Origin of the sequence: Bacillus sp. EU52 (assembly GCF_037964975.1) — a bacterium.
GTDB classification, from domain to species: domain Bacteria; phylum Bacillota; class Bacilli; order Bacillales; family Bacillaceae; genus Bacillus; species Bacillus subtilis.
Map to the genome: position 1 here is coordinate 1,152,559 of NZ_CP150177.1, position 26,192 is coordinate 1,178,750.

At 43.8% G+C, this 26,192-nt stretch carries 25 protein-coding genes and 1 other annotated feature; of the genes, 22 read left to right on the forward strand and 3 right to left on the reverse strand.

Annotation, left to right across the window (positions count from 1 at the left end):
• Nucleotides 1-5 precede the first annotated feature (5 nt).
• The 4 genes from NSU05_RS05950 (at nt 6) to NSU05_RS05965 (ending at nt 5,364) form a co-directional block, all read left to right on the forward strand.
• Complete coding sequence (locus tag NSU05_RS05950) at nt 6-1,067, forward strand: carbamoyl phosphate synthase small subunit (protein WP_038428780.1); 1,062 nt, start codon at nt 6-8, stop codon at nt 1,065-1,067.
• Nucleotides 1,060-4,152, forward strand: a complete 3,093-nt coding sequence (locus NSU05_RS05955) for a carbamoyl phosphate synthase large subunit (RefSeq protein WP_038428781.1) — start codon at nt 1,060-1,062, stop codon at nt 4,150-4,152. Before NSU05_RS05950 ends, NSU05_RS05955 begins: the two co-directional genes overlap by 8 nt.
• Nucleotides 4,140-5,099 carry an ornithine carbamoyltransferase gene (gene argF / locus NSU05_RS05960; protein WP_038428782.1) on the forward strand — a complete coding sequence of 320 codons (960 nt, stop codon included), beginning with the start codon at nt 4,140-4,142 and terminating at the stop codon, nt 5,097-5,099. The genes NSU05_RS05955 and argF overlap by 13 nt, the downstream gene beginning before the upstream one ends.
• An 85-nt stretch (nt 5,100-5,184) precedes the next feature.
• Nucleotides 5,185-5,364: a YjzC family protein gene (locus NSU05_RS05965; protein ID WP_003245356.1), complete on the forward strand. Its 180-nt coding sequence runs from the start codon at nt 5,185-5,187 to the stop codon at nt 5,362-5,364.
• 45 nt (nt 5,365-5,409) lie between these two features.
• Here NSU05_RS05965 and NSU05_RS05970 read toward each other — a convergent pair whose 3' ends face one another.
• Entirely contained in the window at nt 5,410-5,595 is a 186-nt protein-coding gene (locus NSU05_RS05970; RefSeq protein ID WP_029317607.1) for a DUF2929 domain-containing protein, read from the reverse strand.
• A 248-nt stretch (nt 5,596-5,843) separates the two neighbouring features.
• Here NSU05_RS05970 and NSU05_RS05975 point away from each other — a divergent pair, with 248 nt between their 5' ends.
• From NSU05_RS05975 to comZ, 4 genes are all read left to right on the forward strand, one after another.
• Nucleotides 5,844-6,578 carry a hypothetical protein gene (locus NSU05_RS05975; RefSeq protein ID WP_032721340.1) on the forward strand — a complete coding sequence of 245 codons (735 nt, stop codon included), beginning with the start codon at nt 5,844-5,846 and terminating at the stop codon, nt 6,576-6,578.
• Between the two features lie 81 nt (nt 6,579-6,659).
• Nucleotides 6,660-7,217 carry a hypothetical protein gene (locus NSU05_RS05980; RefSeq protein ID WP_038428783.1) on the forward strand — a complete coding sequence of 186 codons (558 nt, stop codon included), beginning with the start codon at nt 6,660-6,662 and terminating at the stop codon, nt 7,215-7,217.
• Between the two features lie 89 nt (nt 7,218-7,306).
• Nucleotides 7,307-8,260 carry a transcriptional regulator Med gene (med, locus tag NSU05_RS05985; RefSeq protein ID WP_032721344.1) on the forward strand — a complete coding sequence of 318 codons (954 nt, stop codon included), beginning with the start codon at nt 7,307-7,309 and terminating at the stop codon, nt 8,258-8,260.
• A gap of 14 nt (nt 8,261-8,274) precedes the next feature.
• Complete coding sequence (gene comZ / locus NSU05_RS05990; RefSeq protein WP_003224559.1) at nt 8,275-8,466, forward strand: ComG operon transcriptional repressor ComZ; 192 nt, start codon at nt 8,275-8,277, stop codon at nt 8,464-8,466.
• A gap of 29 nt (nt 8,467-8,495) precedes the next feature.
• On the opposite strand, the gene yjzB is transcribed toward comZ, so the two are convergent.
• The gene (gene yjzB / locus NSU05_RS05995; RefSeq protein ID WP_003232972.1) at nt 8,496-8,735 is read right to left on the reverse strand and encodes a spore coat protein YjzB; all 240 of its coding nucleotides are present in this window, start codon (nt 8,733-8,735) and stop codon (nt 8,496-8,498) included.
• A 164-nt stretch (nt 8,736-8,899) separates the two neighbouring features.
• Between yjzB and fabH the strand changes: the two genes are divergently transcribed.
• From fabH to NSU05_RS06040, 9 genes are all read left to right on the forward strand, one after another.
• A complete protein-coding gene (fabH, locus tag NSU05_RS06000; protein ID WP_003232971.1) occupies nt 8,900-9,838 on the forward strand; it encodes a beta-ketoacyl-ACP synthase III in 939 nt (312 codons plus the stop codon).
• A 22-nt stretch (nt 9,839-9,860) separates the two neighbouring features.
• On the forward strand, nt 9,861-11,102 hold the full coding sequence (gene fabF / locus NSU05_RS06005; protein ID WP_003244890.1) for a beta-ketoacyl-ACP synthase II: 1,242 nt from the start codon (nt 9,861-9,863) through the stop codon (nt 11,100-11,102).
• Between the two features lie 75 nt (nt 11,103-11,177).
• Nucleotides 11,178-11,963: a DUF2268 domain-containing protein gene (locus NSU05_RS06010; RefSeq protein WP_038428784.1), complete on the forward strand. Its 786-nt coding sequence runs from the start codon at nt 11,178-11,180 to the stop codon at nt 11,961-11,963.
• A gap of 191 nt (nt 11,964-12,154) precedes the next feature.
• On the forward strand, nt 12,155-13,141 hold the full coding sequence (appD, locus tag NSU05_RS06015) for an oligopeptide ABC transporter ATP-binding protein AppD (protein WP_003232965.1): 987 nt from the start codon (nt 12,155-12,157) through the stop codon (nt 13,139-13,141).
• Nucleotides 13,138-14,127: an oligopeptide ABC transporter ATP-binding protein AppF gene (gene appF, locus NSU05_RS06020; RefSeq protein WP_014476428.1), complete on the forward strand. Its 990-nt coding sequence runs from the start codon at nt 13,138-13,140 to the stop codon at nt 14,125-14,127. Before appD ends, appF begins: the two co-directional genes overlap by 4 nt.
• Nucleotides 14,128-14,214: 87 nt before the next feature.
• The gene (locus NSU05_RS06025) at nt 14,215-15,846 is read left to right on the forward strand and encodes a peptide-binding protein (protein ID WP_029317612.1); all 1,632 of its coding nucleotides are present in this window, start codon (nt 14,215-14,217) and stop codon (nt 15,844-15,846) included.
• A gap of 74 nt (nt 15,847-15,920) precedes the next feature.
• Nucleotides 15,921-16,871 (forward strand): ABC transporter permease, encoded by a 951-nt coding sequence (locus tag NSU05_RS06030; RefSeq protein WP_014476430.1) that lies wholly within the window; start codon nt 15,921-15,923, stop codon nt 16,869-16,871.
• A gap of 16 nt (nt 16,872-16,887) precedes the next feature.
• On the forward strand, nt 16,888-17,799 hold the full coding sequence (gene appC, locus NSU05_RS06035; RefSeq protein ID WP_038428785.1) for an oligopeptide ABC transporter permease AppC: 912 nt from the start codon (nt 16,888-16,890) through the stop codon (nt 17,797-17,799).
• Between the two features lie 205 nt (nt 17,800-18,004).
• A complete protein-coding gene (locus NSU05_RS06040; protein WP_003239298.1) occupies nt 18,005-18,757 on the forward strand; it encodes a YjbA family protein in 753 nt (250 codons plus the stop codon).
• Between the two features lie 34 nt (nt 18,758-18,791).
• On the opposite strand, the gene trpS is transcribed toward NSU05_RS06040, so the two are convergent.
• On the reverse strand, nt 18,792-19,784 hold the full coding sequence (gene trpS / locus NSU05_RS06045; protein ID WP_038430004.1) for a tryptophan--tRNA ligase: 993 nt from the start codon (nt 19,782-19,784) through the stop codon (nt 18,792-18,794).
• Nucleotides 19,785-19,842: 58 nt separating this feature from the next.
• Nucleotides 19,843-20,057, reverse strand: a binding site (T-box leader).
• A gap of 470 nt (nt 20,058-20,527) precedes the next feature.
• Here trpS and oppA point away from each other — a divergent pair.
• The 5 genes from oppA (at nt 20,528) to oppF (ending at nt 26,129) form a co-directional block, all read left to right on the forward strand.
• Nucleotides 20,528-22,165, forward strand: coding sequence for an oligopeptide ABC transporter substrate-binding protein OppA (oppA, locus tag NSU05_RS06050; protein WP_015252360.1), 1,638 nt, complete (start codon nt 20,528-20,530; stop codon nt 22,163-22,165).
• Nucleotides 22,166-22,272: 107 nt separating this feature from the next.
• Nucleotides 22,273-23,208 carry an oligopeptide ABC transporter permease OppB gene (gene oppB, locus NSU05_RS06055; protein WP_003245554.1) on the forward strand — a complete coding sequence of 312 codons (936 nt, stop codon included), beginning with the start codon at nt 22,273-22,275 and terminating at the stop codon, nt 23,206-23,208.
• Between the two features lie 3 nt (nt 23,209-23,211).
• The gene (gene oppC, locus NSU05_RS06060) at nt 23,212-24,129 is read left to right on the forward strand and encodes an oligopeptide ABC transporter permease OppC (RefSeq protein ID WP_015252359.1); all 918 of its coding nucleotides are present in this window, start codon (nt 23,212-23,214) and stop codon (nt 24,127-24,129) included.
• Nucleotides 24,130-24,133: 4 nt separating this feature from the next.
• Nucleotides 24,134-25,210 (forward strand): oligopeptide ABC transporter ATP-binding protein OppD, encoded by a 1,077-nt coding sequence (gene oppD, locus NSU05_RS06065; RefSeq protein ID WP_072173823.1) that lies wholly within the window; start codon nt 24,134-24,136, stop codon nt 25,208-25,210.
• Nucleotide 25,211: 1 nt separating this feature from the next.
• Nucleotides 25,212-26,129, forward strand: a complete 918-nt coding sequence (gene oppF / locus NSU05_RS06070; protein WP_003245567.1) for an oligopeptide ABC transporter ATP-binding protein OppF — start codon at nt 25,212-25,214, stop codon at nt 26,127-26,129.
• Nucleotides 26,130-26,192 lie beyond the last annotated feature (63 nt).

The following is a 26,192-nucleotide window of genomic DNA, read 5'->3' on the forward strand; positions in this document are numbered from 1 at the left end:
GTTAGATGGAAGGTTATTTAGTGTTAGAAGATGGGACATCGTTCAGCGGCGAGCTGGACGGTCATGAAAACTGTACGGGAGAAGCTGTTTTTTTCACAGGAATGACAGGCTACCAGGAAGTGCTGACAGATCCATCGTATAAGGGACAGATTATTGTATTTACCTACCCGCTGATTGGCAACTACGGCATAAATGAAAAGGACTTTGAAAGCAAGAAACCGCAAGTAAAAGCCGCGGTTGTCTATGAGGCGTGTGATCACTTTTCTCATTATGAAGCGGTATACAGCCTCAAGGAGTATTTACAGAAATGGAACATTCCGTTGTTAACCCATGTTGATACGAGGGCTGTCGTGAAGAAAATCCGGGCAAACGGGACGATGGGTGCAACAGTCACAGCCTCTAAAGAAGGAGCTGAGATGGCCCTTCAACCAGAGAATGTGGCAGAGCAGGCTTCAGCCCAGGAAATCAGCACATTCGGCGACGGGAATAAACATATCGCTCTCATTGATTTTGGCTATAAAAAGTCAATCGCATCATCACTTGTCAAAAGAGGCTGCAAGGTTACTGTGGTGCCATACCAGCAAATGGAGGCCGTATACAACATCAAACCCGATGGCATTGTGCTATCGAACGGACCTGGAGATCCGAAAGCAATCCAGCCATATTTAGGAAAGATCAAAAGCATCATCAGCCGCTTTCCGACTCTCGGCATTTGTCTCGGACATCAGCTGATCGCGCTCGCGTTCGGAGGGAATACTTTTAAGCTGCCATTCGGACACAGGGGAGCTAATCATCCGGTCATCGACCGTGAGACGAAACGGGTCTTTATGACAAGCCAAAACCACAGCTATGTGGTTGATGAACAGTCGATTAATGAAGAAGAGCTCACGATCAGGTTTCATCATGTCAATGATACGTCAGTTGAAGGGCTTGCCCATAAAAAACTGCCTGTCATAAGTGTTCAATTCCACCCGGAAGCCCATCCCGGACCTGCGGAAAGCGAATGGATTTTTGATGATTATCTAAAGAATGTGATACCAGCAAGGAGAGAAATCGCGCATGCCTAAAGACACCAGTATTTCAAGCATATTAGTAATCGGCTCAGGCCCGATCATCATCGGGCAGGCGGCAGAATTTGATTATTCAGGCACTCAAGGGTGCATCGCGCTGAAGGAGGAGGGCTACCGTGTCATTCTCGTCAACAGCAATCCGGCGACAATTATGACTGATGAAGCCTTCGCTGATGAAATTTATTTTGAGCCTCTGACAGCAGAAAGCCTGACAGCCATCATTAAGAAAGAACGGCCTGATGGGCTTCTTGCCAATTTAGGCGGTCAGACCGCGTTGAATTTAGCGGTGGAGCTTGAAGAAACGGGTGTTTTAAAAGAGCACGGCGTCAAACTCCTCGGCACATCCGTTGAAACGATACAAAAAGGAGAGGACCGGGAAAAATTCCGTTCGTTAATGAATGAATTAAAACAGCCCGTACCGGAGAGTGAAATTGTTGATAACGAGGCCGATGCCCTCCATTTTGCGGAATCCATCGGTTTTCCTGTTATTATCAGACCGGCTTACACATTAGGCGGAAAGGGCGGAGGAATCGCCCCTGATAAAGAAGCCTTTACAGCTATGATTAAACAGGCGCTATTAGCAAGTCCGATCAATCAATGCCTTGTCGAAAAAAGCATTGCCGGTTTTAAAGAAATTGAATATGAAGTCATGCGTGACAGCAATAACACATGCATTACCGTCTGCAATATGGAAAATATCGATCCGGTCGGCGTGCATACAGGTGACTCTATCGTTGTGGCGCCGTCACAAACATTGACAGACGAAGACTATCAAATGCTGCGGACAGCAAGTCTGACGATCATCTCAGCACTTGATGTCGTAGGCGGCTGTAACATTCAATTCGCGCTTGATCCATTCAGCAAGCAATATTACGTCATTGAAGTGAATCCGCGTGTAAGCCGGTCATCGGCTCTCGCATCTAAAGCGACCGGTTATCCGATTGCGAAGATGGCCGCGAAACTGGCAGTCGGATACACCCTTGACGAGCTGAAAAATCCGCTCACAGGCTCTACTTACGCAAGCTTTGAACCGGCACTGGACTATGTGATCGTCAAATTTCCGCGCTGGCCGTTTGATAAATTCAAGAACGCAGACCGCAAGCTTGGCACAAAAATGAAAGCCACAGGTGAAGTGATGGCGATTGAGCGGAATTTAGAAGCGGCGATACAGAAGGCAGCCGCGTCCCTTGAGTTAAAAAATATCGGAACACACCTTCCAGAGCTCAGCGGGTTGTCAATTGATACGCTATGGGATTTGGCAATTACTCCGGATGACCGCAGATTTTTCGTTGTCATGGAGCTGTTGAGCCGCAGCGTGACGATTGATGACATTCATGCGAAAACAAAAATTGATCCGTTTTTCCTGCATACCTTTAACAACATCATCAAATTAGAAAACCGCCTGATGGAAGCAGGGAGTGATCTCTCTTTTGAATTATTGAAGAAAGCAAAGGAAAAGGGATTCTCAGACGCAACGATTGCCTCGCTGATCAGCAAAACAGAAGAAGAGGTGCGCGCGCTTCGCAAGGAGATGGGCATTACGCCTTCCTTTAAAATCGTAGATACATGCGCGGCAGAGTTTGATGCGAAAACAAACTATTTTTACTCCACATATTTCGGAGAGACCGATGGAGACATCAGCCGCAAAGAGAAAAAACGCGCGCTCATTATCGGATCAGGCCCGATTCGGATCGGCCAAGGCGTTGAATTTGATTACAGTGCTGTTCACGGTGTGCTGACACTGCAAGAGCTTGGGTTCGAAACCATCATGATTAACAATAACCCGGAAACGGTCAGCACCGATTATGAAATTGCGGACCGCCTGTATTTTGAACCGATGACAACGGAGCATATTGTAAACGTGGCGGAGCAGGAAAATATTGATTTTGCAATTGTGCAATTCGGCGGCCAAACTGCAATCAATGCTGCTGAAGCGCTCGAAAAAGCCGGCATTACTCTTCTTGGCACATCATTTCAAACGCTCGACGTGTTAGAGGATCGGGATCAATTTTATCAGCTTCTTGACGAGCTGGGATTGAAGCACGCAAAAGGAGAAATTGCTTATACAAAAGAAGAAGCGGCTTCAAAAGCGAGTGAGATCGGTTATCCGGTGTTAATCCGCCCATCTTACGTTATCGGCGGAATGGGCATGATCATTGTTGACTCGCAAGCCCAGCTTTCTCAGCTGCTGAATGATGAGGACAGCATGCCATATCCGATTTTGATTGATCAGTATGTGTCTGGAAAGGAAGTCGAAATTGATTTGATTTCCGACGGCGAGGATGTCTTTATCCCGACATATACCGAGCATATTGAACGGGCAGGTGTCCATTCAGGGGACAGCTTTGCCATTCTTCCCGGACCGTCCATCACGAGCGGGCTGCAGCAGGGCATGAAAGATGCGGCACAAAAAATTGCCCGAAAACTTTCATTTAAAGGCATCATGAACATTCAATTTGTGATCGACAATGGAAACATACTCGTTCTTGAAGTGAATCCGAGAGCGAGCCGCACGGTTCCTGTCGTCAGCAAAGTAATGGGCGTTCCGATGATTCCGCTCGCCACACGTCTGCTGGCGGGAGCTTCCTTAAAAGATCTAAATCCAGCAGTTCAAAATCATCATGGAGTTGCCGTGAAGTTCCCTGTTTTTTCTTCTCATGCGATCCAGGATGTGGATGTCAAGCTTGGGCCGGAAATGAAATCAACGGGAGAAGGCATGTGTGTCGCATATGATTCTAACAGCGCCTTGAAAAAAATCTATACAAGAGTCTGGAGTCAAAAAGGAAGCATTTATTTCCAAAACGTTCCGGAAGAAGTGAAGGAGTTAGCAGAAAACGCAGGTTTTACAATTTATGAAGGGACATTTGCCTCATGGATGGAACAGGAAGGAAAATCGCTCCACATCAATCTGAGCGGTTCTGAAGAAGCACGCAAAGAACGTTTGGAAGCCATGACGCACGGCATCCCCGTCTTTACAGAAGAAGAAACTGTGCGGGCGTTTTTACAAAGCGGTTCAGGCCATCCGCAGCCTGTATCTCTCAAAGACCTCTATAAAAAGGAAGTGGCAACATGCACACAGTGACGCAAACCAGTTTATACGGAAAAGATTTATTAACGTTAAAGGACCTTAGTGAAGAGGATATAAACGCCTTGCTTACAGAAGCCGGTGAGCTGAAACAAAACAAAATTCAGCCTATATTCCATGGCAAAACCTTGGCGATGATTTTTGAAAAATCATCAACGCGGACCCGTGTTTCATTTGAAGCGGGTATGGCGCAGCTCGGCGGGAACGCCCTCTTTCTAAGCCAGAAAGATCTGCAGCTGGGGCGCGGTGAGACTGTCGCTGATACGGCGAAAGTGCTGTCAGGCTATGTGGATGCCATTATGATCCGGACCTTTGAACATGAAAAGGTGGAGGAACTTGCCAAAGAAGCTGACATTCCGGTGATCAATGGACTTACCGATAAATACCACCCATGCCAGGCGCTGGCGGATCTCTTGACGATTAAGGAGATAAAAGGGAAGCTTAAAGGCGTAAAAGTCGCATACATCGGTGACGGAAATAACGTGGCGCACTCCTTGATGATCGGCTGCGCGAAAATGGGCTGTGATATCTCGATCGCTTCGCCAAAGGGATATGAAGTGTTAGATGAAGCAGCTGAAGCGGCAAAAACATATGCACTTCAATCCGGCTCTTCTATCACGCTGACAGATGATCCGATTGAAGCTGTAAAAGACGCGGAAGTAATTTATTCTGATGTGTTTACAAGCATGGGGCAGGAAGCGGAGGAGCAAGAACGTCTTGCTGTCTTTGCGCCTTATCAGGTAAATGCGGCGCTGGTCAGCCATGCCAAGCCTGACTATACATTTTTACATTGTCTCCCTGCGCATCGTGAGGAAGAAGTGACTGCGGAGATTATTGACGGGCCGAACTCTGCAGTGTTCCAGCAGGCCGAAAACCGTCTTCATGTGCAAAAAGCACTGCTGAAGGCCATTTTATATAAAGGGGAATCATCAAAAAACTGCTGAGCCAAACTCAGCAGTTTTTTTGATGGCAACATATTCACAGCCGCTTAGGCGCATACTACAGCAAAAAGGAAAAGGAGGAAAAACAGTGGGACAGCAGCACCAATTCCGGCCCGGACAGAAAGCGCCTAATAACGGTGTCTACGTAGAAATCGGCGAGACAGGGAGCATGGTTAAAAACCCTCAAAAGGTCCATCTGTCAGCAGGGGAAATGTTCCCCGAAACATCAAACCACAACCGGCTGTGGACCTACAAAAGAAAGCCGTGACCACTAAAAAACCCAAAACAATAAATGTTTTGGGTTTTTGGCTTTTTAATGCTGGCTTGCATTTTTGTTCATAGGCATGATTTCTGCTAAAACAATGATTAAGACATACAGTACAACAGCAATGACAGATGATGTTTTGAAATTATACGTAACGCTGTTCATGCTTGCAACCAAGTAGCATGCCATATGTGATAAAAGGAACGTCCAAATAAAGGCAATAATATATCGCACGTTTCCACCTCGTCCTTCTCATTCTATTCTAAAAGTTATCATACCATACAAAAAGCGAAGGGGGAATCCAATTTTAGCAGAAAGTGAGGTGACAAAAGAGTCTGATTCGTCACACTTTAATGGTAAAATATAAAACGTCAATCAGTATAATAGCCAAAAATGTAAAAGGCTAGGACTTTACCTTATTCGTTTCTTTTCTATTTACATAAGATAGCGTGAGATGAAGTGTGAAAGGAGGCGGGCAAGCGATGGGAATAACGGAAAGATACTTTCAACTGGGAACGGAGCATAATGTCATTCATCTGCCCTATCGCCCGAACGGCTTCGGCATCTTTATCTTGGGGGACAGAACCCACTTTGTCGGACATGATTCAAGCTTTTGGCAGCAGCATTATGGCAGAAATCAGCTTCTGAGCATGTTGATGAATGAAGGATACACTCTTTTTAACAGCAATCTGTTCGGAAGGCATTGGGGGGCGGAAAAAGCAGTCACCTATGCCAAACAGCTGATACATTCTGTGCTGAAGCAGGAAATCCTCAATCCGAAGATTCATATTTTAGCAGAAGGCATGGGTGCTCTCGTGGCCGATGAACTGCTTCGTTTTTCCCCGGATCATATCCGCTCAGCCGCAATGTTGAATCCTTGTCTCGATCTTCAGGCACATTATGAGTCGGAAAAAGAAAATAAATTTTTCTATAAGCAATTTTTGAAAGAAGTATCGAAAAGCTACGGAATTTCTGAAAAAGAAGCGGAAGCGCTTCGTTATAAAACAATTCAAAGCTACCCGAGCGGCGTACCGGTTCATATATGGCAGCGTATGACCGGAGCTCCATATCCCTACAGTGTACATGCGGAAGTTTTCAAGGAAAAACAGCAAAAGCAAGGCTCACCGGTCGACATGACATTTCATTTATTTGAGCATCCAAGCAGAATTTATGCATCAATTTGCAAATTCTTTCACAGTCATGAAAAAGAATTATAGAGAATATAATGACAACAGCCTTCTCTTTTGCGGAGGCTGTTTTGTTTTGGGAAATGAAAAACCGGAAGGGCGGCAGATGCAATGGAATCAACGCTGATTGTAGGTGCGGACGAATTTTTCGGCCTTTCATTATGTGAGCGAATGATGGATGAAGGCATACATGTTGACGTTGTTCTGGCGGAAACAGAAGATAAAATGAGACAAATGTACTTAGAAGAAAGACTCATGTGGCTTGGGAGAAATGAACTCTTTCGCCAGCTTGAACACATTGGAGACCAAAATTATGATACAATTTGTATCCAGTTCGGAAGTTTTTTGCCTTTAGACCAATGTGATTCTCCTTATATTTTAGTATATGAAGAAGACCGCAAAGAATGGGAAAAACGTGAAAAAACAGGCTCGGAAAAAACCGTGATCCTGCCGAAAATGTATGGGCCATGGAAAGAAGAAACAGAGGAAGACGGCTATTACACAAACGACGTCGCTGACGAGTTGCTGAGATTCCTGTTAGAACCAAGCCGTCATAGCAAAGATCAGCTTTTTGAATTGCAAGTCACAGAGAAAATCTCAAAAGAAGAAGCAAAAACAAAAATTATCGAGTGGAAAAGACAATTTTCATCAATTTTCGACAAATATTAAGAAAAACCTTCCATGTTTCGAGTTTTCTAGATACAATAAACGTATAAAAATAAACATGTTATAGCTTGTCAAAAGGAGTTGAACATGACTTGATCACAAGGCTTGTCATGATCTTTTCTGTCCTCCTTTTATTGAGTGGATGTGGACAAACTCCGTTCAAAGGAAAAATTGAGAAGGTCGGCATGCTCTTTCCTGATACGATTAATGACCTCGTATGGGGCACAAAAGGGTATAAAGGATTACTGAATATACAATCCAAATACAATGTGGACGTCTATTATAAAGAAGGCGTTAAAACAGAAGAAGATATCATAAATGCGATTGAGGATTTTCATAAGAGGGGCGTCAATCTGCTCTACGGCCATGGGAGTGAATATGCTGAGGTGTTTAACTTGGTCGGCGAAGATTATCCAGATATGGAATTCGTCATTTCCAATGCGAAAGCGAAAGCTGATAATGTAACGAGTGTCCATTTTAGCGGGGAAGCAATGGGCTTTTTTGGAGGAATGACTGCTGCCCATATGTCGAAAACGAATCAGGTCGGTGTAATTGCTTCCTTTACGTGGCAGCCTGAGGTTGACGGTTTTATCAAAGGGGCCAAGTATGAAAATCCGGATATAGAGGTAAATACGAAATATACGGATCATTGGGATGATGATACAACAGCAGTAAAGCTTTATCAGAAAATGAAGAACGAAGGCGCGGATGTTGTGTATCCCGCCGGAGACGGGTATAATGTTCCTGTTATTCAGCAAATCAAAAAAGACGGTCTTTATGCCATTGGCTACGTCACAGATCAATCGGATCTGGGGGAGAATACCGTATTAACCAGCACGGTGCAAAATGTGGACAAGGCCTATGAAATCATTGCTGAACAATTTAATAAAGGCAACCTTGAGGGCGGCGATCATTACTACGACCTGAATACGGGAGTCGTTGAGATGGGAACATTCAGCCCGCTCGTCGACAAAGACTTTCAGCAAAGAATCGCCAAGCTGATCAAAACATACAACAAAACAGGCGAGCTGCCAAAAAACGAGTAATGGAGTGACGTCACATGCAGCACGAAAAATCACTTGAATTCTTGCAAATTGCCATGAAATATCTCCCTGAAGCGAAAGAACAGCTTGAGAAATCAGGCATTGAGCTCTCAATGGAGGCCATCCAGCCGTTTATGAATCTATTTACAACGGTAATGGCGGAAGCTTATGAGCTTGGCAAGTCTGACGCTAAATCTGAAACAGAATAAGAAGAAGCCACTTTTTTGAAAGTGGCTTTTCACATGATTTTCTTTTTAATAGCGGAGAGCATGGGCGCAAGCTCCTTTAAAGCAGGCTTGATTTGATCAAGAGAGTTCATAATTGAACCGATTTGGTCCATAATATGCATGTAATTAATCGTCTCTTCGTCGTTTGTCTGAGAAACCTGAGAAACTTCCTCTTGCTGTTCCTCCTCCTTCTCTTCTGTTGGTTTTGCTGCATCGCCGAACATCATTCTTGAAAACACATCCAACTGCATACGCCTCCTTTCCATATACCATACTCTATGAGTAAGATGAACTGATAGTTTAGACGAATATATTGCCATGTGAAAAAAAATAGGATAGAATTAGTACCTGATACTAATAATTGATCACAACCTGATTGATCTTCTAAATTTAAGATATAAAGGAGTCTTCCCTAATGAAAGCTGGAATACTTGGTGTTGGACGTTACATTCCTGAGAAGGTTTTAACAAATCATGATCTTGAAAAAATGGTTGAAACTTCTGACGAGTGGATTCGTACAAGAACAGGAATAGAAGAAAGAAGAATCGCAGCAGATGATGTGTTTTCATCACATATGGCTGTTGCAGCAGCGAAAAATGCGCTGGAACAAGCTGAAGTGGCTGCTGAGGATCTGGATATGATCTTGGTTGCAACTGTTACACCTGATCAGTCATTCCCTACGGTCTCTTGTATGATTCAAGAACAACTCGGCGCGAAGAAAGCGTGTGCTATGGATATCAGCGCGGCTTGTGCGGGCTTCATGTACGGGGTTGTAACCGGTAAACAATTTATTGAATCCGGAACCTACAAGCATGTTCTAGTTGTCGGTGTAGAGAAGCTCTCAAGCATTACCGACTGGGAAGACCGCAATACAGCCGTTCTGTTTGGAGACGGAGCAGGCGCTGCGGTAGTCGGGCCAGTCAGTGATGACAGAGGAATCCTTTCATTTGAACTAGGAGCCGACGGCACAGGCGGTCAGCACTTGTATCTGAATGAAAAACGACATACAATCATGAATGGACGAGAAGTTTTCAAATTTGCAGTCCGCCAAATGGGAGAATCATGCGTAAATGTCATTGAAAAAGCCGGACTTTCAAAAGAGGATGTCGACTTTTTGATTCCGCATCAGGCGAACATCCGCATCATGGAAGCTGCTCGCGAGCGTTTAGAGCTTCCTGTCGAAAAGATGTCTAAAACCGTTCATAAATATGGAAATACTTCTGCCGCATCGATTCCGATCTCTCTTGTAGAAGAATTGGAAGCCGGTAAAATCAAAGACGGCGATGTGGTCGTTATGGTAGGGTTCGGCGGAGGACTAACATGGGGCGCCATTGCAATCCGCTGGGGCCGATAAAAAAAGGTGAGGTGCACACAAGATGACTAAAAAAAGAGTAGTTGTTACAGGACTTGGAGCATTATCTCCACTTGGCAACGACGTCGATACAAGTTGGAATAACGCAATCAACGGTGTGTCCGGAATCGGTCCGATCACTCGTGTTGACGCTGAAGAATATCCGGCAAAAGTTGCCGCTGAATTAAAAGATTTTAATGTTGAAGATTATATGGATAAAAAAGAAGCCAGAAAAATGGACCGCTTTACACAATATGCGGTTGTGGCTGCGAAAATGGCGGTTGAAGATGCAGATCTTAACATTACCGATGAGATCGCGCCGAGAGTCGGTGTTTGGGTAGGCTCCGGTATCGGAGGACTTGAAACACTAGAGTCTCAATTTGAAATCTTCTTAACAAAAGGCCCAAGACGGGTAAGCCCGTTTTTCGTGCCAATGATGATTCCTGACATGGCGACAGGCCAGATTTCTATTGCATTAGGAGCAAAAGGGGTGAACTCTTGTACGGTTACAGCATGTGCTACAGGAACGAACTCCATCGGTGACGCGTTTAAGGTTATTCAGCGCGGTGATGCAGACGTGATGGTCACAGGCGGAACAGAAGCGCCGCTGACAAGAATGTCATTCGCCGGCTTTAGTGCCAACAAAGCGCTGTCTACTAATCCAGATCCGAAAACAGCGAGCCGCCCGTTTGATAAAAACCGTGATGGCTTTGTCATGGGGGAAGGTGCAGGGATTATCGTTCTTGAAGAACTTGAGCATGCCCTGGCCCGCGGCGCTAAAATTTACGGAGAAATTGTCGGCTACGGCTCAACCGGAGACGCTTATCATATCACAGCGCCGGCCCAAGACGGTGAAGGCGGAGCGAGAGCGATGCAAGAAGCCATTAAAGATGCAGGCATTGCACCTGAAGAAATTGATTACATCAATGCTCACGGGACAAGCACGTATTACAACGACAAATACGAAACAATGGCGATTAAGACCGTTTTTGGCGAGCATGCGCATAAACTTGCGGTAAGCTCTACAAAATCGATGACAGGCCACCTCTTAGGAGCAGCCGGCGGTATTGAAGCCATTTTCTCTATCCTGGCCATTAAAGAAGGCGTGATTCCGCCGACAATCAATATTCAAACACCTGACGAAGAATGTGATTTGGATTATGTGCCTGATGAAGCCCGCAGACAGGAACTTAATTATGTTCTCAGCAACTCATTAGGATTCGGCGGACACAACGCAACATTAATCTTTAAGAAATATCAATCATAATCAAGCCAAACCGGCTGCCCTTAAAGGGTAGCCGGTTTTTTTTGTGTGCATAGGATTAAAAGAGGAGGCGATCACATGAGTGTAGAACAAACATATAGCTGGCTCAGGAAGGCCGGTTCAATAGATGATTTGGCGCATTACATTATCCCGCTTTTTTCAGGTGCGGAGAAAAAGAACTGGAAGGGCATTCTGGGGCATCTTCAGCATCATGGGATGTTTAAAAACATAAAAGAGGGTATTCAGACGGTTTCCAAGCTGAAGGAAAAAGGTTTTTACGGACATATCCAAAAGGAAGAACAGTACCTCAAAAACAAATGGCAAGGTCCTGATGTACCAATTGTCACGCTGCCGGTTGATGAACGAAACAGGAGAATCCGTTTAGAATTCGGATCAAAATCAGGACTCGCCTTTCAAGACAAAATGTTCCTTTTTCTTTCGTCAGATTTAGATTTTGGGTCGGTATCTGCCCTTATGACGCATGAGTATCATCACGTTTGCCGGTTAGGTCATCTGACAAAAGAGGAAAAGGATGTCACATTACTTGATACAATCATCATGGAAGGGCTGGCGGAATATGCTGTTTATGAGAGGTTCGGCCGAAGTCAAACGGCTGAGTGGACGACTTGGTATACACCGGAGCAGCTTCAGGCTTTATATGAAAAAAAGATTGCGCCCCATCGGAATATCAAACGGGATAATCGATTATTTCCCCAGCTGTTATTCGGCAAAGGATATCAGCCAAAAATGCTTGGATACGCAGTTGGATTCAATATTGTAAAAAAATATTTAACCGCCAGCAAGGCAAGCGCCGCAGACGGGCTGTCCATTCCTGCTGAGACCTTTTTGGATGCAATGCTTTAAAAGGATAAAATAATGGAATTTCATTAATAATATTACATTTATCCTAAAAAATTCTTGATTTTGCAAAATGATTGTAATAATATACAACTATAAAATTTTTCGATAATTCAATATTATTTATTATTTCTGAATAAAGGGATTGCTTTCTCTTGAAAACGTTTGACAACAAGAGGGGGGAAAGGGGAGCTAGCATGAGCACACTTTTAGAAGTGAATAATTTAAAGACTTATTTTTTCAGGAAAAAGGAGCCGATCCCTGCGGTTGACGGAGTCGATTTTCACATCAGCAAAGGCGAAACCGTCGCGCTTGTAGGTGAATCGGGCTCCGGAAAAAGCATTACTTCTTTATCAATTATGGGCCTCGTCCAAAGCTCAGGCGGAAAAATCATGGACGGCTCTATTAAACTCGAAGACAAAGACCTCACCTCATTCACTGAAAACGATTATTGCAAAATCCGCGGTAACGAAGTATCCATGATCTTTCAGGAACCAATGACCTCCCTTAATCCGGTGTTAACAATCGGAGAACAAATTACCGAAGTGCTGATTTACCATAAAAACATGAAGAAAAAAGAAGCCCGTCAACGAGCTGTTGAACTCTTGCAGATGGTCGGTTTCTCCCGGGCGGAGCAAATTATGAAGGAGTACCCGCATCGGCTGTCCGGCGGTATGAGACAGAGGGTGATGATTGCCATCGCACTGAGCTGTAATCCTAAACTGCTCATTGCCGATGAACCAACGACAGCGTTGGATGTGACAATACAAGCCCAGGTGCTGGAGCTCATGAAAGATCTCTGTCAGAAGTTCAATACATCGATTCTTCTCATCACACACGACTTAGGTGTCGTGTCTGAGGCTGCCGATAGAGTAATTGTCATGTACTGCGGACAAGTCGTAGAAAATGCCACTGTTGATGACTTATTTTTAGAACCGCTTCATCCGTATACAGAAGGCCTGCTTACGTCAATTCCTGTTATAGATGGAGAGATTGATAAATTAAATGCAATTAAAGGCAGTGTGCCTACACCGGATAATCTGCCGCCGGGGTGCCGTTTTGCCCCAAGGTGCCCGAAAGCTATGGATAAGTGCTGGACAAATCAGCCTTCGCTTTTGACACACAAAAGCGGAAGAACGGTGAGATGCTTTTTATATGAGGAAGAGGGTGCCGAACAATCATGACAGCAGCTAATCAAGAAACAATCTTAGAGCTTCGTGACGTAAAAAAATACTTTCCGATCCGGTCAGGCCTTTTTCAAAGAAAAGTCGGTGATGTAAAAGCGGTGGATGGTGTTTCATTTTCGTTAAAAAAAGGAGAAACACTCGGAATCGTTGGAGAGTCGGGCTGCGGAAAATCGACTGCCGGCAGAACGATGATCAGACTGTACAAACCGACAGAGGGCCAAATTCTTTTTAAAGGGCAGGATATTTCCAATCTGTCAGAGGAGAAGCTGCGGAAGAGTGTCCGCAAAAATATTCAAATGGTTTTCCAAGATCCATTTGCTTCGTTAAACCCGAGAAAGACCCTGCGTTCCATCATAAAGGAGCCGTTTAATACGCACAACATGTATACCATGCGTGAACGAAACGAAAAAGTTGAAGAGCTGCTTGCAAGAGTAGGGCTTCACCCGTCGTTTGCCAGCCGTTATCCCCATGAATTTTCCGGCGGCCAGCGCCAGCGGATCGGCATTGCCAGAGCACTCACTTTGAATCCAGAGCTGATCATTGCAGATGAGCCGGTTTCCGCACTTGATGTATCCATTCAGGCCCAAGTGATTAACTTGATGGAGGAATTACAGGAAGAATTTAATCTTACGTATCTATTTATCTCTCATGATCTGAGTGTCGTACGCCATATCAGCGACAGAGTCGGAGTAATGTATCTTGGCAAAATGATGGAACTGACCGGCAAGCATGAGCTTTATGACAACCCGCTTCACCCATATACCCAAGCGCTTTTATCCTCCGTTCCGGTTACAAGAAAAAGAGGATCTGTCAAACGTGAACGCATTGTCCTGAAGGGAGAACTGCCTAGTCCGGCCAACCCGCCAAAAGGCTGCGTATTCCACACAAGATGTCCTGTTGCAAAACCGATATGCAAGGAACAAATACCAGAATTTAAAGAAGCTGCTCCCAGCCACTTTGTGGCTTGTCACCTTTATAGCTAATGTTGCCCGCACAGCTTTGAGAGGGGGTATGCACACTACATAAACAACAGCTGAGAAGAACGAACATTTCAAGAGGGGGAATATCTAATGAAAAGACGGAAAACCGCACTGATGATGCTAAGTGTATTGATGGTTCTGGCCATATTTTTATCAGCCTGCTCGGGATCAAAATCAAGCAACAGCAGCGAGAAAAAATCAGCAGGCAAACCGCAGCAAGGCGGGGATTTGGTTGTTGGTTCAATCGGAGCGCCAACACTTTTCAACTCATTATATTCAACAGATGAATCAAGTACAGATATTGAACAAATGATTTACAGCTTTTTAACGAAAACCGATGAAAACTTAAATGTCAAAATGTCACTGGCGGAAAGTGTGAAAGAGCTGGATGGCGGATTGAAATATGACGTAAAAATCAAAAAAGGCGTTAAGTTCCATGACGGAGAAGAGCTTACTGCCGATGATGTCGTCTTTACGTACAGCATTCCGCTTAACAAGGATTACAAAGGAGAGCGCGGCTCTAACTTTGAAATGCTGAAATCAGTAGAGAAAAAGGGAGATTATGAGGTTTTATTTACGCTGAAATACAAAGACCCTAACTTCTATAACAATACGTTAGACAGCTACGGGATTCTGCCTGAGCACATTTTAAAAGATGTACCGGTTGCAGAGCTTGAAGATAACGAATTTAATAGAAAAAATCCAATCGGCTCAGGGCCTTTCAAATTTAAAGAATGGAAAGACGGACAATACGTGAAGCTCGTTGCCAATGATGACTACTATGACGGCCGTCCGTATTTAGACAGTGTCACGTATAAAATCATTCCTGACGCCAATGCAGCAGTTGCCCAGCTTCAGGCCGGAGATATTGATTTCTTTAACGTGCCGTCAACTGACTATAAGACAGCTGAATCGTTTAATAATGTCAAAGTCGTAACAGATTTAGCGTTAAGCTATACGTATATCGGCTGGAATGAGAAAAATGAGCTGTTTAAAGACAAAAAAGTGCGCCAGGCGCTTACGACAGCTTTAGACCGTGAAACAATGGTGCAAACCGTATTAGATGGGGATGGGAAGGTCGCTTATATCCCTGAAAGCCCGGTTTCATGGAACTATCCGAAAGATATAGAGGTTCCTAAATTTGAATACAACGTCAAAAAAGCTAAGAAGATGTTGAAAGAAGCCGGCTGGGAAGATACTGACGGTGACGGCATCCTCGATAAAGACGGTAAAAAATTCGAGTTTACACTGAAAACGAATCAAGGAAATAAAGTTCGTGAAGACATTGCAGTTGTTGTTCAAGAACAATTGAAGAAAGTCGGGATTAAGGTAACGCCGCAAATCGTTGAGTGGAGTGCATTAGTAGAACAGACAAATCCACCTAATTGGGACTATGACGCAATGGTTTTAGGATGGAGTTTATCAACGTTCCCAGACCATTACGATATCTTCCATTCTAGCCAGTCTGAAAAAGGCTTAAATAACATGTGGTACAAAAACCCTGAAGTTGATAAGCTTCTCAAAGATGCAAAATCAATCAGTGACCGTAACGAATACTCAAAAGCTTACGAAAAGATTTACCAAAAGCTTGCTGAAGATCAGCCGTATACTTTCCTTTACTATCCGAACAACCATATGGCGATGCCGGCTAACTTAGAGGGTTATGTGTATCATCCAAAACGCGAGTTGTACCAAATTGAAAAATGGTGGCTTGCCCAATAATTTTCCCTTGCAGGGGAGGGAGTGCGTTTCCTTCCCCTTTGAATTTGAAAAAGAACAACGAAGGGGACAAGAATATGGTTACATATATTATTCGAAGAACGTTATCTTCGATTCCTATTCTTTTGGGAATTACAATTTTGTCTTTCATTATTATGAAAGCCGCTCCAGGGGACCCGATGACACTTATGATGGATCCTACGATCAGCCAGGCAGACAGGGCTCAGTTTATTGAAAAGTACGGTCTCAATGACCCTGAGTATGTTCAATATTTAAAATGGCTGGGCAATATGGTTCAAGGTGATTTCGGCACATCCATCATCAGAAAAGGGACGCCTGTTTCAGAACTGATTTTAGCACGGCTGCCCAACACACTCCTCTTGATGCTGGTGTCAACAATTTTGGCGCTGATCATTTCCATCCCATTCGGGGTAATTTCTGCAAAAAAACCTTATTCGAAGCTGGACTACGGCATTACATTTACTTCATTTATCGGTTTGGCAATCCCGAATTTTTGGTTCGGTTTGATTTTAATCATGGTGTTTGCCGTGAATCTCGGCTGGTTTCCAACCGGGGGAGTCGCCACCCTTAACTCAGATTTCAGTATAGTAGACCGGATTCATCATTTGCTTTTACCCGCTTTTGTGCTGGCGACAGCTGATATGGCAGGCTTAACGAGATATACAAGATCCAATATGCTTGATGTTTTAAATCAAGATTATATCCGGACTGCCAGATCAAAAGGTTTCAAAGAGAATCGAGTATTATTTAAGCACGGCTTGCGGAATGCACTATTGCCTGTTATTACGATTTTCGGCTTAATGATTCCTTCCTTTATTGGCGGAGCGGTTGTCGTAGAGCAGATTTTCACTTGGCCGGGATTAGGAAAGCTGTTTGTCGATTCAGCATTCCAGCGCGATTATCCGGTTATCATGGCAATGACTGTGATCTCGGCGGTTCTTGTCGTTGTCGGAAACCTCATTGCAGACATCCTTTACGCGATTGTTGATCCGCGGATCGAATATTAAAAGGAGGGAAACAGAGATGTCAGAGCTGCAAACAACTCCCTCGCCGGAGATCAGGCTGAAAGAAAATATTTCGAAAAAGCCAGAAACAATGACAAAGATTTTCTGGGAAAAATTCTCGAAAAACAAACTGGCCATTTTAGGTGCCGTTATTCTTTTTACCATTATTATGTCTGCTGTTTTCGCCCCTTTAATTGCACCTTATCCCCAAGAGCAGCAAAGCCTGCTTGATAAATATAAGGCGCCGGGCCTTGAACATCTGATGGGAACGGATAAATTTGGACGTGATATTTTCAGCCGGATCCTATATGGAGCGCGTGTCTCTTTATTGGTTGGATTTGCGTCCGTAGTCGGTTCGATTTTGATCGGAACGGTTTTAGGAGCATTAGCCGGATATTTCAGAGGAATAGTGGATGCTGTCATTATGCGTGTAGTTGACATTGTGTTATCCATTCCTGATATTTTCTTGTTGATCACGCTGGTCACCATCTTCAAGCCGGGTGTGGACAAACTGATTTTAATTTTCTGTCTCACAGGATGGACCACAACAGCACGATTAGTAAGGGGAGAATTCTTGTCGCTCCGTTCAAGGGAATATGTTCTTGCTGCTAAAACAATTGGAACAAAAACGAACAAAATTATTTTTTCTCATATCCTGCCCAATGCGTTAGGGCCGATTATCGTGTCAGCTACGCTGAAAGTAGGGTCTGTTATTCTAGCTGAATCGGCGCTAAGCTACTTGGGCTTTGGAATCCAGCCGCCAATCGCTAGCTGGGGGAACATGCTTCAAGACGCACAGAATTTCACAGTAATGATTCAAGCATGGTGGTACCCGTTATTTCCCGGGCTATTTATTTTAATGACCGTTTTATGCTTCAACTTTGTCGGTGATGGCCTGCGGGATGCGCTTGACCCGAAAAATATTAAATAAAAATGAATATCATAACTGTGATAAAATATTACCAAATCAGAAAAAAAGCAGGTCTCCTTTTGTTAGAAAATATACAAAGAGATCTGCTTTTTGCGATTCTTACATAAACCCAGTGATTCCAGATTTCCTCAATCTCTTTGGAATAATTTCTCTATCCCTTGCCTATACTGTGGACAACAGTTTTTATAAAAGTGAGGGGTTAGAGATGTTATTTCTTCATGATGTGTGGGTCAATTGGTTTGAAGGGGAAGAAAATGGCTACAATGTATGCCACTTTCACGAATGGCGCAAGGAAGATACGGTTGAGCTTTTGGATCAGGTGCCGCTGTTAAGGGTGCCGTCAGTACTGTTTCATTACATAGAAAACGATTTGTCAGAGCTTCCGAAAGGTTTGCTTGAAGACGTACATCAGAAATCGTACATTCGGAAAAATCATGAGCGGACAAAGCTTGAGTATTGTTTTGTCGTAACAGACGGAATCGGCATTTTAGCTGTCGACACGATCGGCTACACGATCCCTGTCAGAAAAAGCCGTTTAATCCCAAGACAGGAGCAGCTCGTTTATGAAATGGTAAAAGATGTAGAGCCTGAAACATATGAATTTGAGCCAAAGAAGCTGGAATCCTCTAAGGAATATCACATCTTATCATTAGCACCAGAACATGTCAGAGGACTGACTAGAAAAGAACGGCAAATTAAGCAGCTGATGTTTATGGCGCTTGACCAATTAAAAGGGCTGAAAAACCGGGCTGAAATCGGCTACTGGTACACAGAGTGGAATCCGCATATGTATGAACAAATCAAAAGGATGAGCTTTGAAGAGATTTGGGACATGCTGTATAACGAAACAATTGAAGGCTGGTCGGACAAACACCTAGCTTTTTGCGAAAACCTAATAAAAGGACAGCCTTTTTTCGAAAAGCTTTGGGAAATGGAAAACGAATCAAAGGTCAACTGAAAAAAACCGCTCTTTGCAAAGAGCGGTTTTTTGATTAGCGTCTTTTTCTTCCAAGACCCATGGCATTCTCCATTTTTTTCAGCATTTTGTTTGCTGTCCGGTTCGCTCGTTCCGCGCCTTCATCAAGAATCCGGTCTAATTCTTCAGATTCTATGAGCTCATAATAGCGGTCCTGGATCGGTTTTAATGCGTTCACCACGACTTCTGCCAAATCACCTTTAAACTCGCCGTAGCCTTTTCCTTCGTATTTTGCTTCAAGCTCTTCAATTGTCGTATTGCCGAGGATTGAATAAATTGTAAGAAGGTTGGAAACGCCCGGTTTGTTTTCCTTGTCAAATTTCACAATGCCTTCAGAATCTGTCACAGCGCTTTTGATTTTCTTTTCAAGAAGCTTCGGCTCATCCAGCAGGGTAATATAAGATTTCTGGTTCGGATCAGATTTGCTCATCTTCTTCAGCGGATCATTCAGAGACATGATGCGTGCACCGACTTTTGGAATTTTCACTTCCGGAATCGTGAAGATGTCGTTGTATTTTTTGTTGAAGCGTTCTGCGAGATTCCGCGTCAGCTCAAGGTGCTGCTTTTGATCCTCACCGACAGGCACAAGATCCGTTCCGTACAGCAGAATATCAGCGGCCATTAGCGGCGGATATGTTAACAGGCCGGAGACGACAGCTTCATTGCCTTTGGATTTGTCCTTAAATTGAGTCATCCGCTCAAGCTCGCCGATATATGCGACACACTGCATCATCCATCCGGCCTGCGCATGCGCGGGGACCTCTGATTGAATAAACAATGTTGCTTTTTCTGGATCAAGTCCGACAGCTAAGTAAAGCGCTGCGAGATTGCGGATATTCTTTCTAAGCTCAAGCCGGTCTTGAGGAACAGTTATCGCATGCTGGTCCACGATGCAAAAATAGCTGTTATAATCATGCTGCAGTTCGACAAACTGCTTCATTGCACCGATATAGTTGCCGAGCGTCACTGAGCCGCTTGGCTGAATGCCTGAAAAAATCGTTTGTTTCATGAAAACATCAACCTCATTTCTTAAAACATAATAAAAAAGGCTCATTCTTCCCCTGTAAAAAAGGGACGAATGAACCGTGGTACCACCCTGATTATTCCATTAAAATGAAATCACTCTGACGTTTGTAACGGAGACTGCTCCGGCTGAGCCTACTTTTTTCCAGTTCGGTCAGCTGCTCCAAAGTCCATTCCACATTGCCCGTTATCTGCTCCCAGCACCGCAGACTCTCTTCAAACAGGTGAAACGTGTACTACTCTTTTTCATAGCAAGCTTTTCTTTTGATTGCTTCATTATAAATCAATTATAACCAATTGTCATCATGAAAAAACATTCTTTTTTCCAGTAAAATTGTAATAATATAAATAACACGAGTGCTGTAAAATCCTTAAATGATAACTGCTATCAGCGTAAAAACAGGCAGATATTATATGTAAAAAGCAATATGGGCAGAAAACACATGAAAAAGTTTTTAATCAATTTATGCTTTAAATGGTAGAAGGATATTATGTTCATGGAAGAAAAACTAACGAAGTTTAAATATTTTAAATTGATAAAATAATATTGCAATAAATTATTTGTTTCATTATAATGAACTTGTTCACTCTATTGTTACAGCTTTTTTACAAAAATAATCAGAAAAGACGGAACAGAATAAAAGTTGTGGAAACTCAGGTTCATTTGTCTGATATTTCTGAGGATTTAGCCGTAAGGAGCTGAAAATTATTATTAGGGGGTTTGCGAATATGAAAAAACGTTGGTCGATTGTCACGTTGATGCTCATTTTCACTCTCGTGCTGAGCGCGTGCGGCTTTGGCGGCAGCGGATCAAACGGTGAAGGGAAAAAGGACAGTAAAGGAAAGACGACACTTAACATTAATATTAAAACTGAGCCGTTCTCCTTACATCCGGGATTGGCAAATGATTCAGTATCAGGCGGTGTTATCCGTCAGACTTTTGAAGGATTGACACGTATCAATGCAGATGGTGAGCCTGAAGAAGGCATGGCTTCTAAGATTGAAACGAGCAAGGACGGAAAGACATATACATTTACCATTCGTGATGGTGTGAAATGGTCTAATGGAGACCCTGTAACTGCACAAGATTTTGAATATGCTTGGAAATGGGCGCTTGACCCTAATAACGAATCACAATACGCTTACCAGCTCTACTACATAAAAGGTGCTGAAGCGGCCAATACCGGAAAAGGCAGCCTAGACGATGTGGCAGTAAAAGCTGTGAATGACAAAACGCTGAAGGTTGAATTAAATAACCCGACTCCATATTTCACTGAATTAACTGCGTTCTATACGTATATGCCGATCAATAAGAAAATTGCAGAGAAAAATAAAAAGTGGAATACAAATGCCGGAGATGATTATGTATCAAACGGGCCGTTCAAAATGACGGCATGGAAACACAGCGGCTCTATTACTCTCGAAAAAAATGACCAGTATTGGGATAAAGACAAAGTCAAACTGAAGAAAATCGATATGGTTATGATCAACAATAACAATACGGAACTAAAAAAATTCCAAGCTGGCGAACTTGATTGGGCCGGTATGCCGCTCGGACAGCTTCCGACAGAATCCCTGCCGACCTTGAAAAAAGACGGTTCTTTACATGTTGAGCCGATTGCAGGTGTGTATTGGTACAAATTCAACACTGAAGCTAAGCCATTAGACAACGTAAATATCCGTAAAGCTTTAACATATTCGCTTGACCGTCAGTCGATTGTTAAAAACGTTACGCAAGGAGAGCAAATCCCGGCAATGGCTGCAGTGCCGCCTACAATGAAGGGATTTGAGGATAACAAAGAAGGATACTTCAAAGACAATGATGTCAAAACAGCAAAAGAATACCTTGATAAAGGCCTAAAAGAAATGGGCTTAAGCAAGGCATCTGATTTGCCAAAAATCAAATTGTCTTACAACACTGATGACGCACACGCGAAAATCGCTCAAGCAGTACAAGAAATGTGGAAGAAAAATTTAGGCGTTGATGTTGAGCTTGATAACTCAGAGTGGAATGTCTATATTGATAAGCTCCACAGCCAAGATTATCAAATCGGCCGTATGGGCTGGCTCGGCGACTTCAATGATCCTATCAACTTCCTTGAATTGTTCCGCGACAAAAACGGAGGAAATAACGATACAGGCTGGGAAAATCCAGAATTCAAAAAGCTTCTGAATCAGTCACAAACTGAAACAGATAAAACAAAACGTGCAGAGCTGCTGAAAAAAGCAGAAGGTATTTTCATTGATGAAATGCCGGTTGCCCCAATCTATTTCTATACTGATACTTGGGTACAGGATGAAAACCTAAAAGGTGTTATCATGCCAGGTACTGGTGAGGTTTATTTCAGAAACGCATATTTTAAATAAGGCTACGTCTGAAAATAAAAGACCTCAAGGTATATGGGGAGAAAAGCCCCATATACCTTTCTTACTGATGGAGTATAAAAATGTAAAAACCATGGAGGTGTTCCCCCTTGCTAAAATATATCGGAAGACGCTTAGTCTATATGATTATCACACTATTTGTGATTGTAACTGTGACATTCTTCTTAATGCAAGCAGCACCGGGCGGGCCATTTTCAGGTGAGAAAAAGCTTCCGCCTGAAATTGAAGCAAATTTAAATGCGCATTATGGCTTGGACAAGCCGCTGTTTGTACAATATGTCAGTTATTTGAAATCAGTTGCAATGTGGGATTTCGGACCGTCATTTAAATATAAAGGTCAGAGTGTTAACGACCTGATCAGTTCAGGTTTCCCCGTTTCATTTACTCTTGGAGCAGAAGCTATTCTCCTCGCTTTAGCGTTAGGTGTATTGTTTGGGGTCATTGCAGCCCTTTACCATAATAAGTGGCAGGATTATACCGTCGCGATTTTAACGATATTTGGTATTTCGGTTCCGAGCTTTATCATGGCGGCTGTTCTGCAATATGTGTTCTCCATGAAGCTTGGGCTGTTTCCGGTCGCGGGGTGGGATTCCTGGGCATACACCTTTTTGCCTTCAATCGCACTTGCTTCCATGCCGATGGCGTTTATTGCCAGACTTTCCCGTTCAAGCATGATCGAAGTGTTAAACAGTGATTATATCCGCACAGCGAAAGCGAAAGGGTTGTCCCGCCCAGCGGTTACAGTGCGGCACGCCATTCGAAACGCGCTTTTGCCGGTTGTTACATATATGGGCCCGATGGCCGCACAGGTCTTAACGGGGAGCTTCATTATTGAAACCATTTTTGGGATTCCGGGGCTTGGTGCACACTTCGTCAACAGTATTACAAACCGTGATTATACGGTCATTATGGGTGTAACGGTGTTCTTCAGTGTCATCTTGCTATTGTGTGTATTAATCGTAGATGTGTTATACGGCATTATTGATCCAAGAATCAAGCTTTCCAAAGCAAAGAAAGGAGCCTAGGCCATGCAGAACATTCCAAAAAACATGTTTGAACCAGCCGCAGCGAATGCCGGCGATGCAGAAAAAATAAGTAAAAAGAGCCTTTCCCTCTGGAAAGATGCGATGCTTCGCTTCCGCAGCAATAAGCTTGCAATGGTCGGGCTTATCATTATCGTACTTATTATCCTTATGGCAATTTTTGCGCCGATGTTCTCAAGGTATGATTATTCAACTACTAATCTCTTAAATGCGGATAAGCCGCCTTCAAAAGATCACTGGTTCGGAACAGATGATCTTGGACGAGACATTTTCGTCCGTACATGGGTAGGGGCTCGAATCTCAATCTTTATCGGTGTTGCAGCTGCTATTCTCGATTTGCTGATCGGCGTCATTTGGGGGAGCATTTCAGGCTTCCGCGGAGGCAGAACGGACGAAATCATGATGCGTATCGCTGATATCCTTTGGGCAGTTCCTTCATTATTAATGGTTATCTTACTGATGGTTGTTCTTCCGAAAGGTCTATTTACGATTATTATTGCCATGACGATTACAGGCTGGATTAATATGGCCAGAATCGTGCGCGGACAAGTGCTGCAGCTGAAGAATCAGGAGTATGTGCTTGCTTCACAAACACTGGGTGCAAAAACATCCCGTCTTCTGTTTAAACATATCGTGCCAAACGCGATGGGTTCTATTTTGGTCACGATGACACTGACAGTTCCTACTGCGATTTTCACAGAAGCCTTTTTAAGCTATTTGGGACTTGGTGTTCCGGCTCCGCTGGCAAGCTGGGGAACGATGGCTTCTGACGGATTGCCTGCATTGACCTATTATCCGTGGCGTTTATTCTTCCCTGCCGGATTTATCTGCATTACAATGTTTGGTTTCAACGTTGTCGGCGACGGATTAAGAGACGCATTGGATCCTAAGTTACGTAAATAAGGGAGTGATACGGGTGACACGCCTATTAGAAGTAAAAGATTTAGCAATTTCATTTAAAACATATGGCGGAGAGGTCCAGGCGATCCGCGGAGTGAATTTCCATCTGGATAAAGGGGAGACGCTGGCCATTGTTGGAGAATCAGGTTCCGGAAAAAGTGTAACCTCTCAAGCGATTATGAAGCTGATTCCAATGCCTCCGGGTTATTTCAAACGCGGTGAGATCCTGTTTGAAGGAAAGGATCTGGTGCCGCTGTCCGAAAAAGAAATGCAAAATGTCCGGGGAAAAGAGATCGGCATGATATTCCAAGATCCGATGACCTCTTTAAATCCAACGATGAAGGTCGGTAAACAAATTACGGAAGTGCTTTTTAAACACGAAAAGATCTCGAAGGAAGCGGCTAAAAAACGCGCGGTTGAACTGCTGGAATTAGTCGGTATCCCAATGCCGGAAAAGCGGGTGAACCAATTTCCGCATGAATTTTCAGGCGGGATGAGACAGAGGGTTGTCATTGCCATGGCGCTTGCAGCGAATCCGAAGCTTCTGATCGCCGATGAGCCGACAACTGCTCTTGATGTAACGATTCAAGCGCAAATTTTGGAATTAATGAAGGATTTGCAAAAGAAAATTGACACGTCCATCATCTTTATCACACACGATCTTGGTGTTGTGGCTAACGTTGCTGACCGGGTCGCTGTCATGTACGCGGGACAGATTGTAGAAACCGGTACGGTAGACGAAATCTTCTACGATCCGAGACATCCATACACTTGGGGGCTTCTTGCATCCATGCCGACACTGGAAAGTTCAGGAGAGGAAGAGCTGACTGCCATTCCGGGCACGCCGCCTGATTTGACAAACCCGCCAAAAGGAGATGCTTTTGCCCTGCGGAGCCCTTATGCGATGAAAATCGATTTTGAACAGGAGCCGCCAATGTTTAAGGTATCTGATACTCATTATGTCAAATCGTGGCTGCTTCATCCCGACGCGCCAAAGGTAGAGCCGCCAGAAGCGGTAAAAGCGAAAATGCGTAAACTGGCAAACACGTTTGAAAAACCTGTCTTAGTGAGAGAAGGTGAATGAATTGACTGAAAAACTATTAGAAATCAAACATTTAAAACAGCACTTTGTCACGCCGAGGGGAACGGTTAAGGCTGTAGATGATTTATCATTTGATATCTATAAAGGTGAAACATTAGGGCTGGTTGGTGAATCTGGCTGCGGTAAATCGACAACAGGCCGAAGCATTATCCGGCTGTACGAAGCAACCGATGGTGAGGTGCTGTTTAACGGTGAAAATGTGCACGGGAGAAAATCGCGGAAAAAGCTGCTGGAATTCAACCGCAAAATGCAGATGATTTTCCAAGACCCCTATGCATCCCTGAATCCGAGAATGACAGTTGCTGATATTATTGCTGAAGGCCTTGATATTCATAAGCTGGCAAAAACGAAAAAAGAGCGGATGCAGAGGGTTCATGAACTATTGGAAACAGTTGGTTTAAACAAGGAACACGCGAACCGCTATCCGCATGAATTTTCCGGCGGCCAGCGCCAAAGAATCGGGATTGCCAGAGCTCTTGCTGTTGATCCGGAATTCATTATCGCGGATGAGCCGATTTCCGCTTTGGATGTATCCATTCAAGCGCAGGTCGTGAATTTAATGAAAGAACTGCAAAAAGAAAAAGGGCTCACATACCTGTTTATTGCCCACGATTTATCGATGGTCAAATACATCAGTGACCGCATTGGCGTCATGTATTTCGGGAAACTGGTTGAGCTTGCGCCGGCAGATGAGCTTTATGAAAATCCGCTTCACCCATATACAAAATCATTGCTTTCTGCGATTCCGCTTCCTGATCCGGACTATGAGAGAAATCGCGTTCGCCAGAAATATGATCCGTCTGTCCATCAATTAAAGGATGGGGAAACGATGGAATTCCGTGAAGTCAAACCGGGACATTTTGTGATGTGCACGGAAGCCGAATTTAAAGCTTTTTCATGATTCATCAATCCTTCAAGAGATTTCTCTTGAAGGATTTTTTTGCGTCTTCATAGAAAGTGAGAA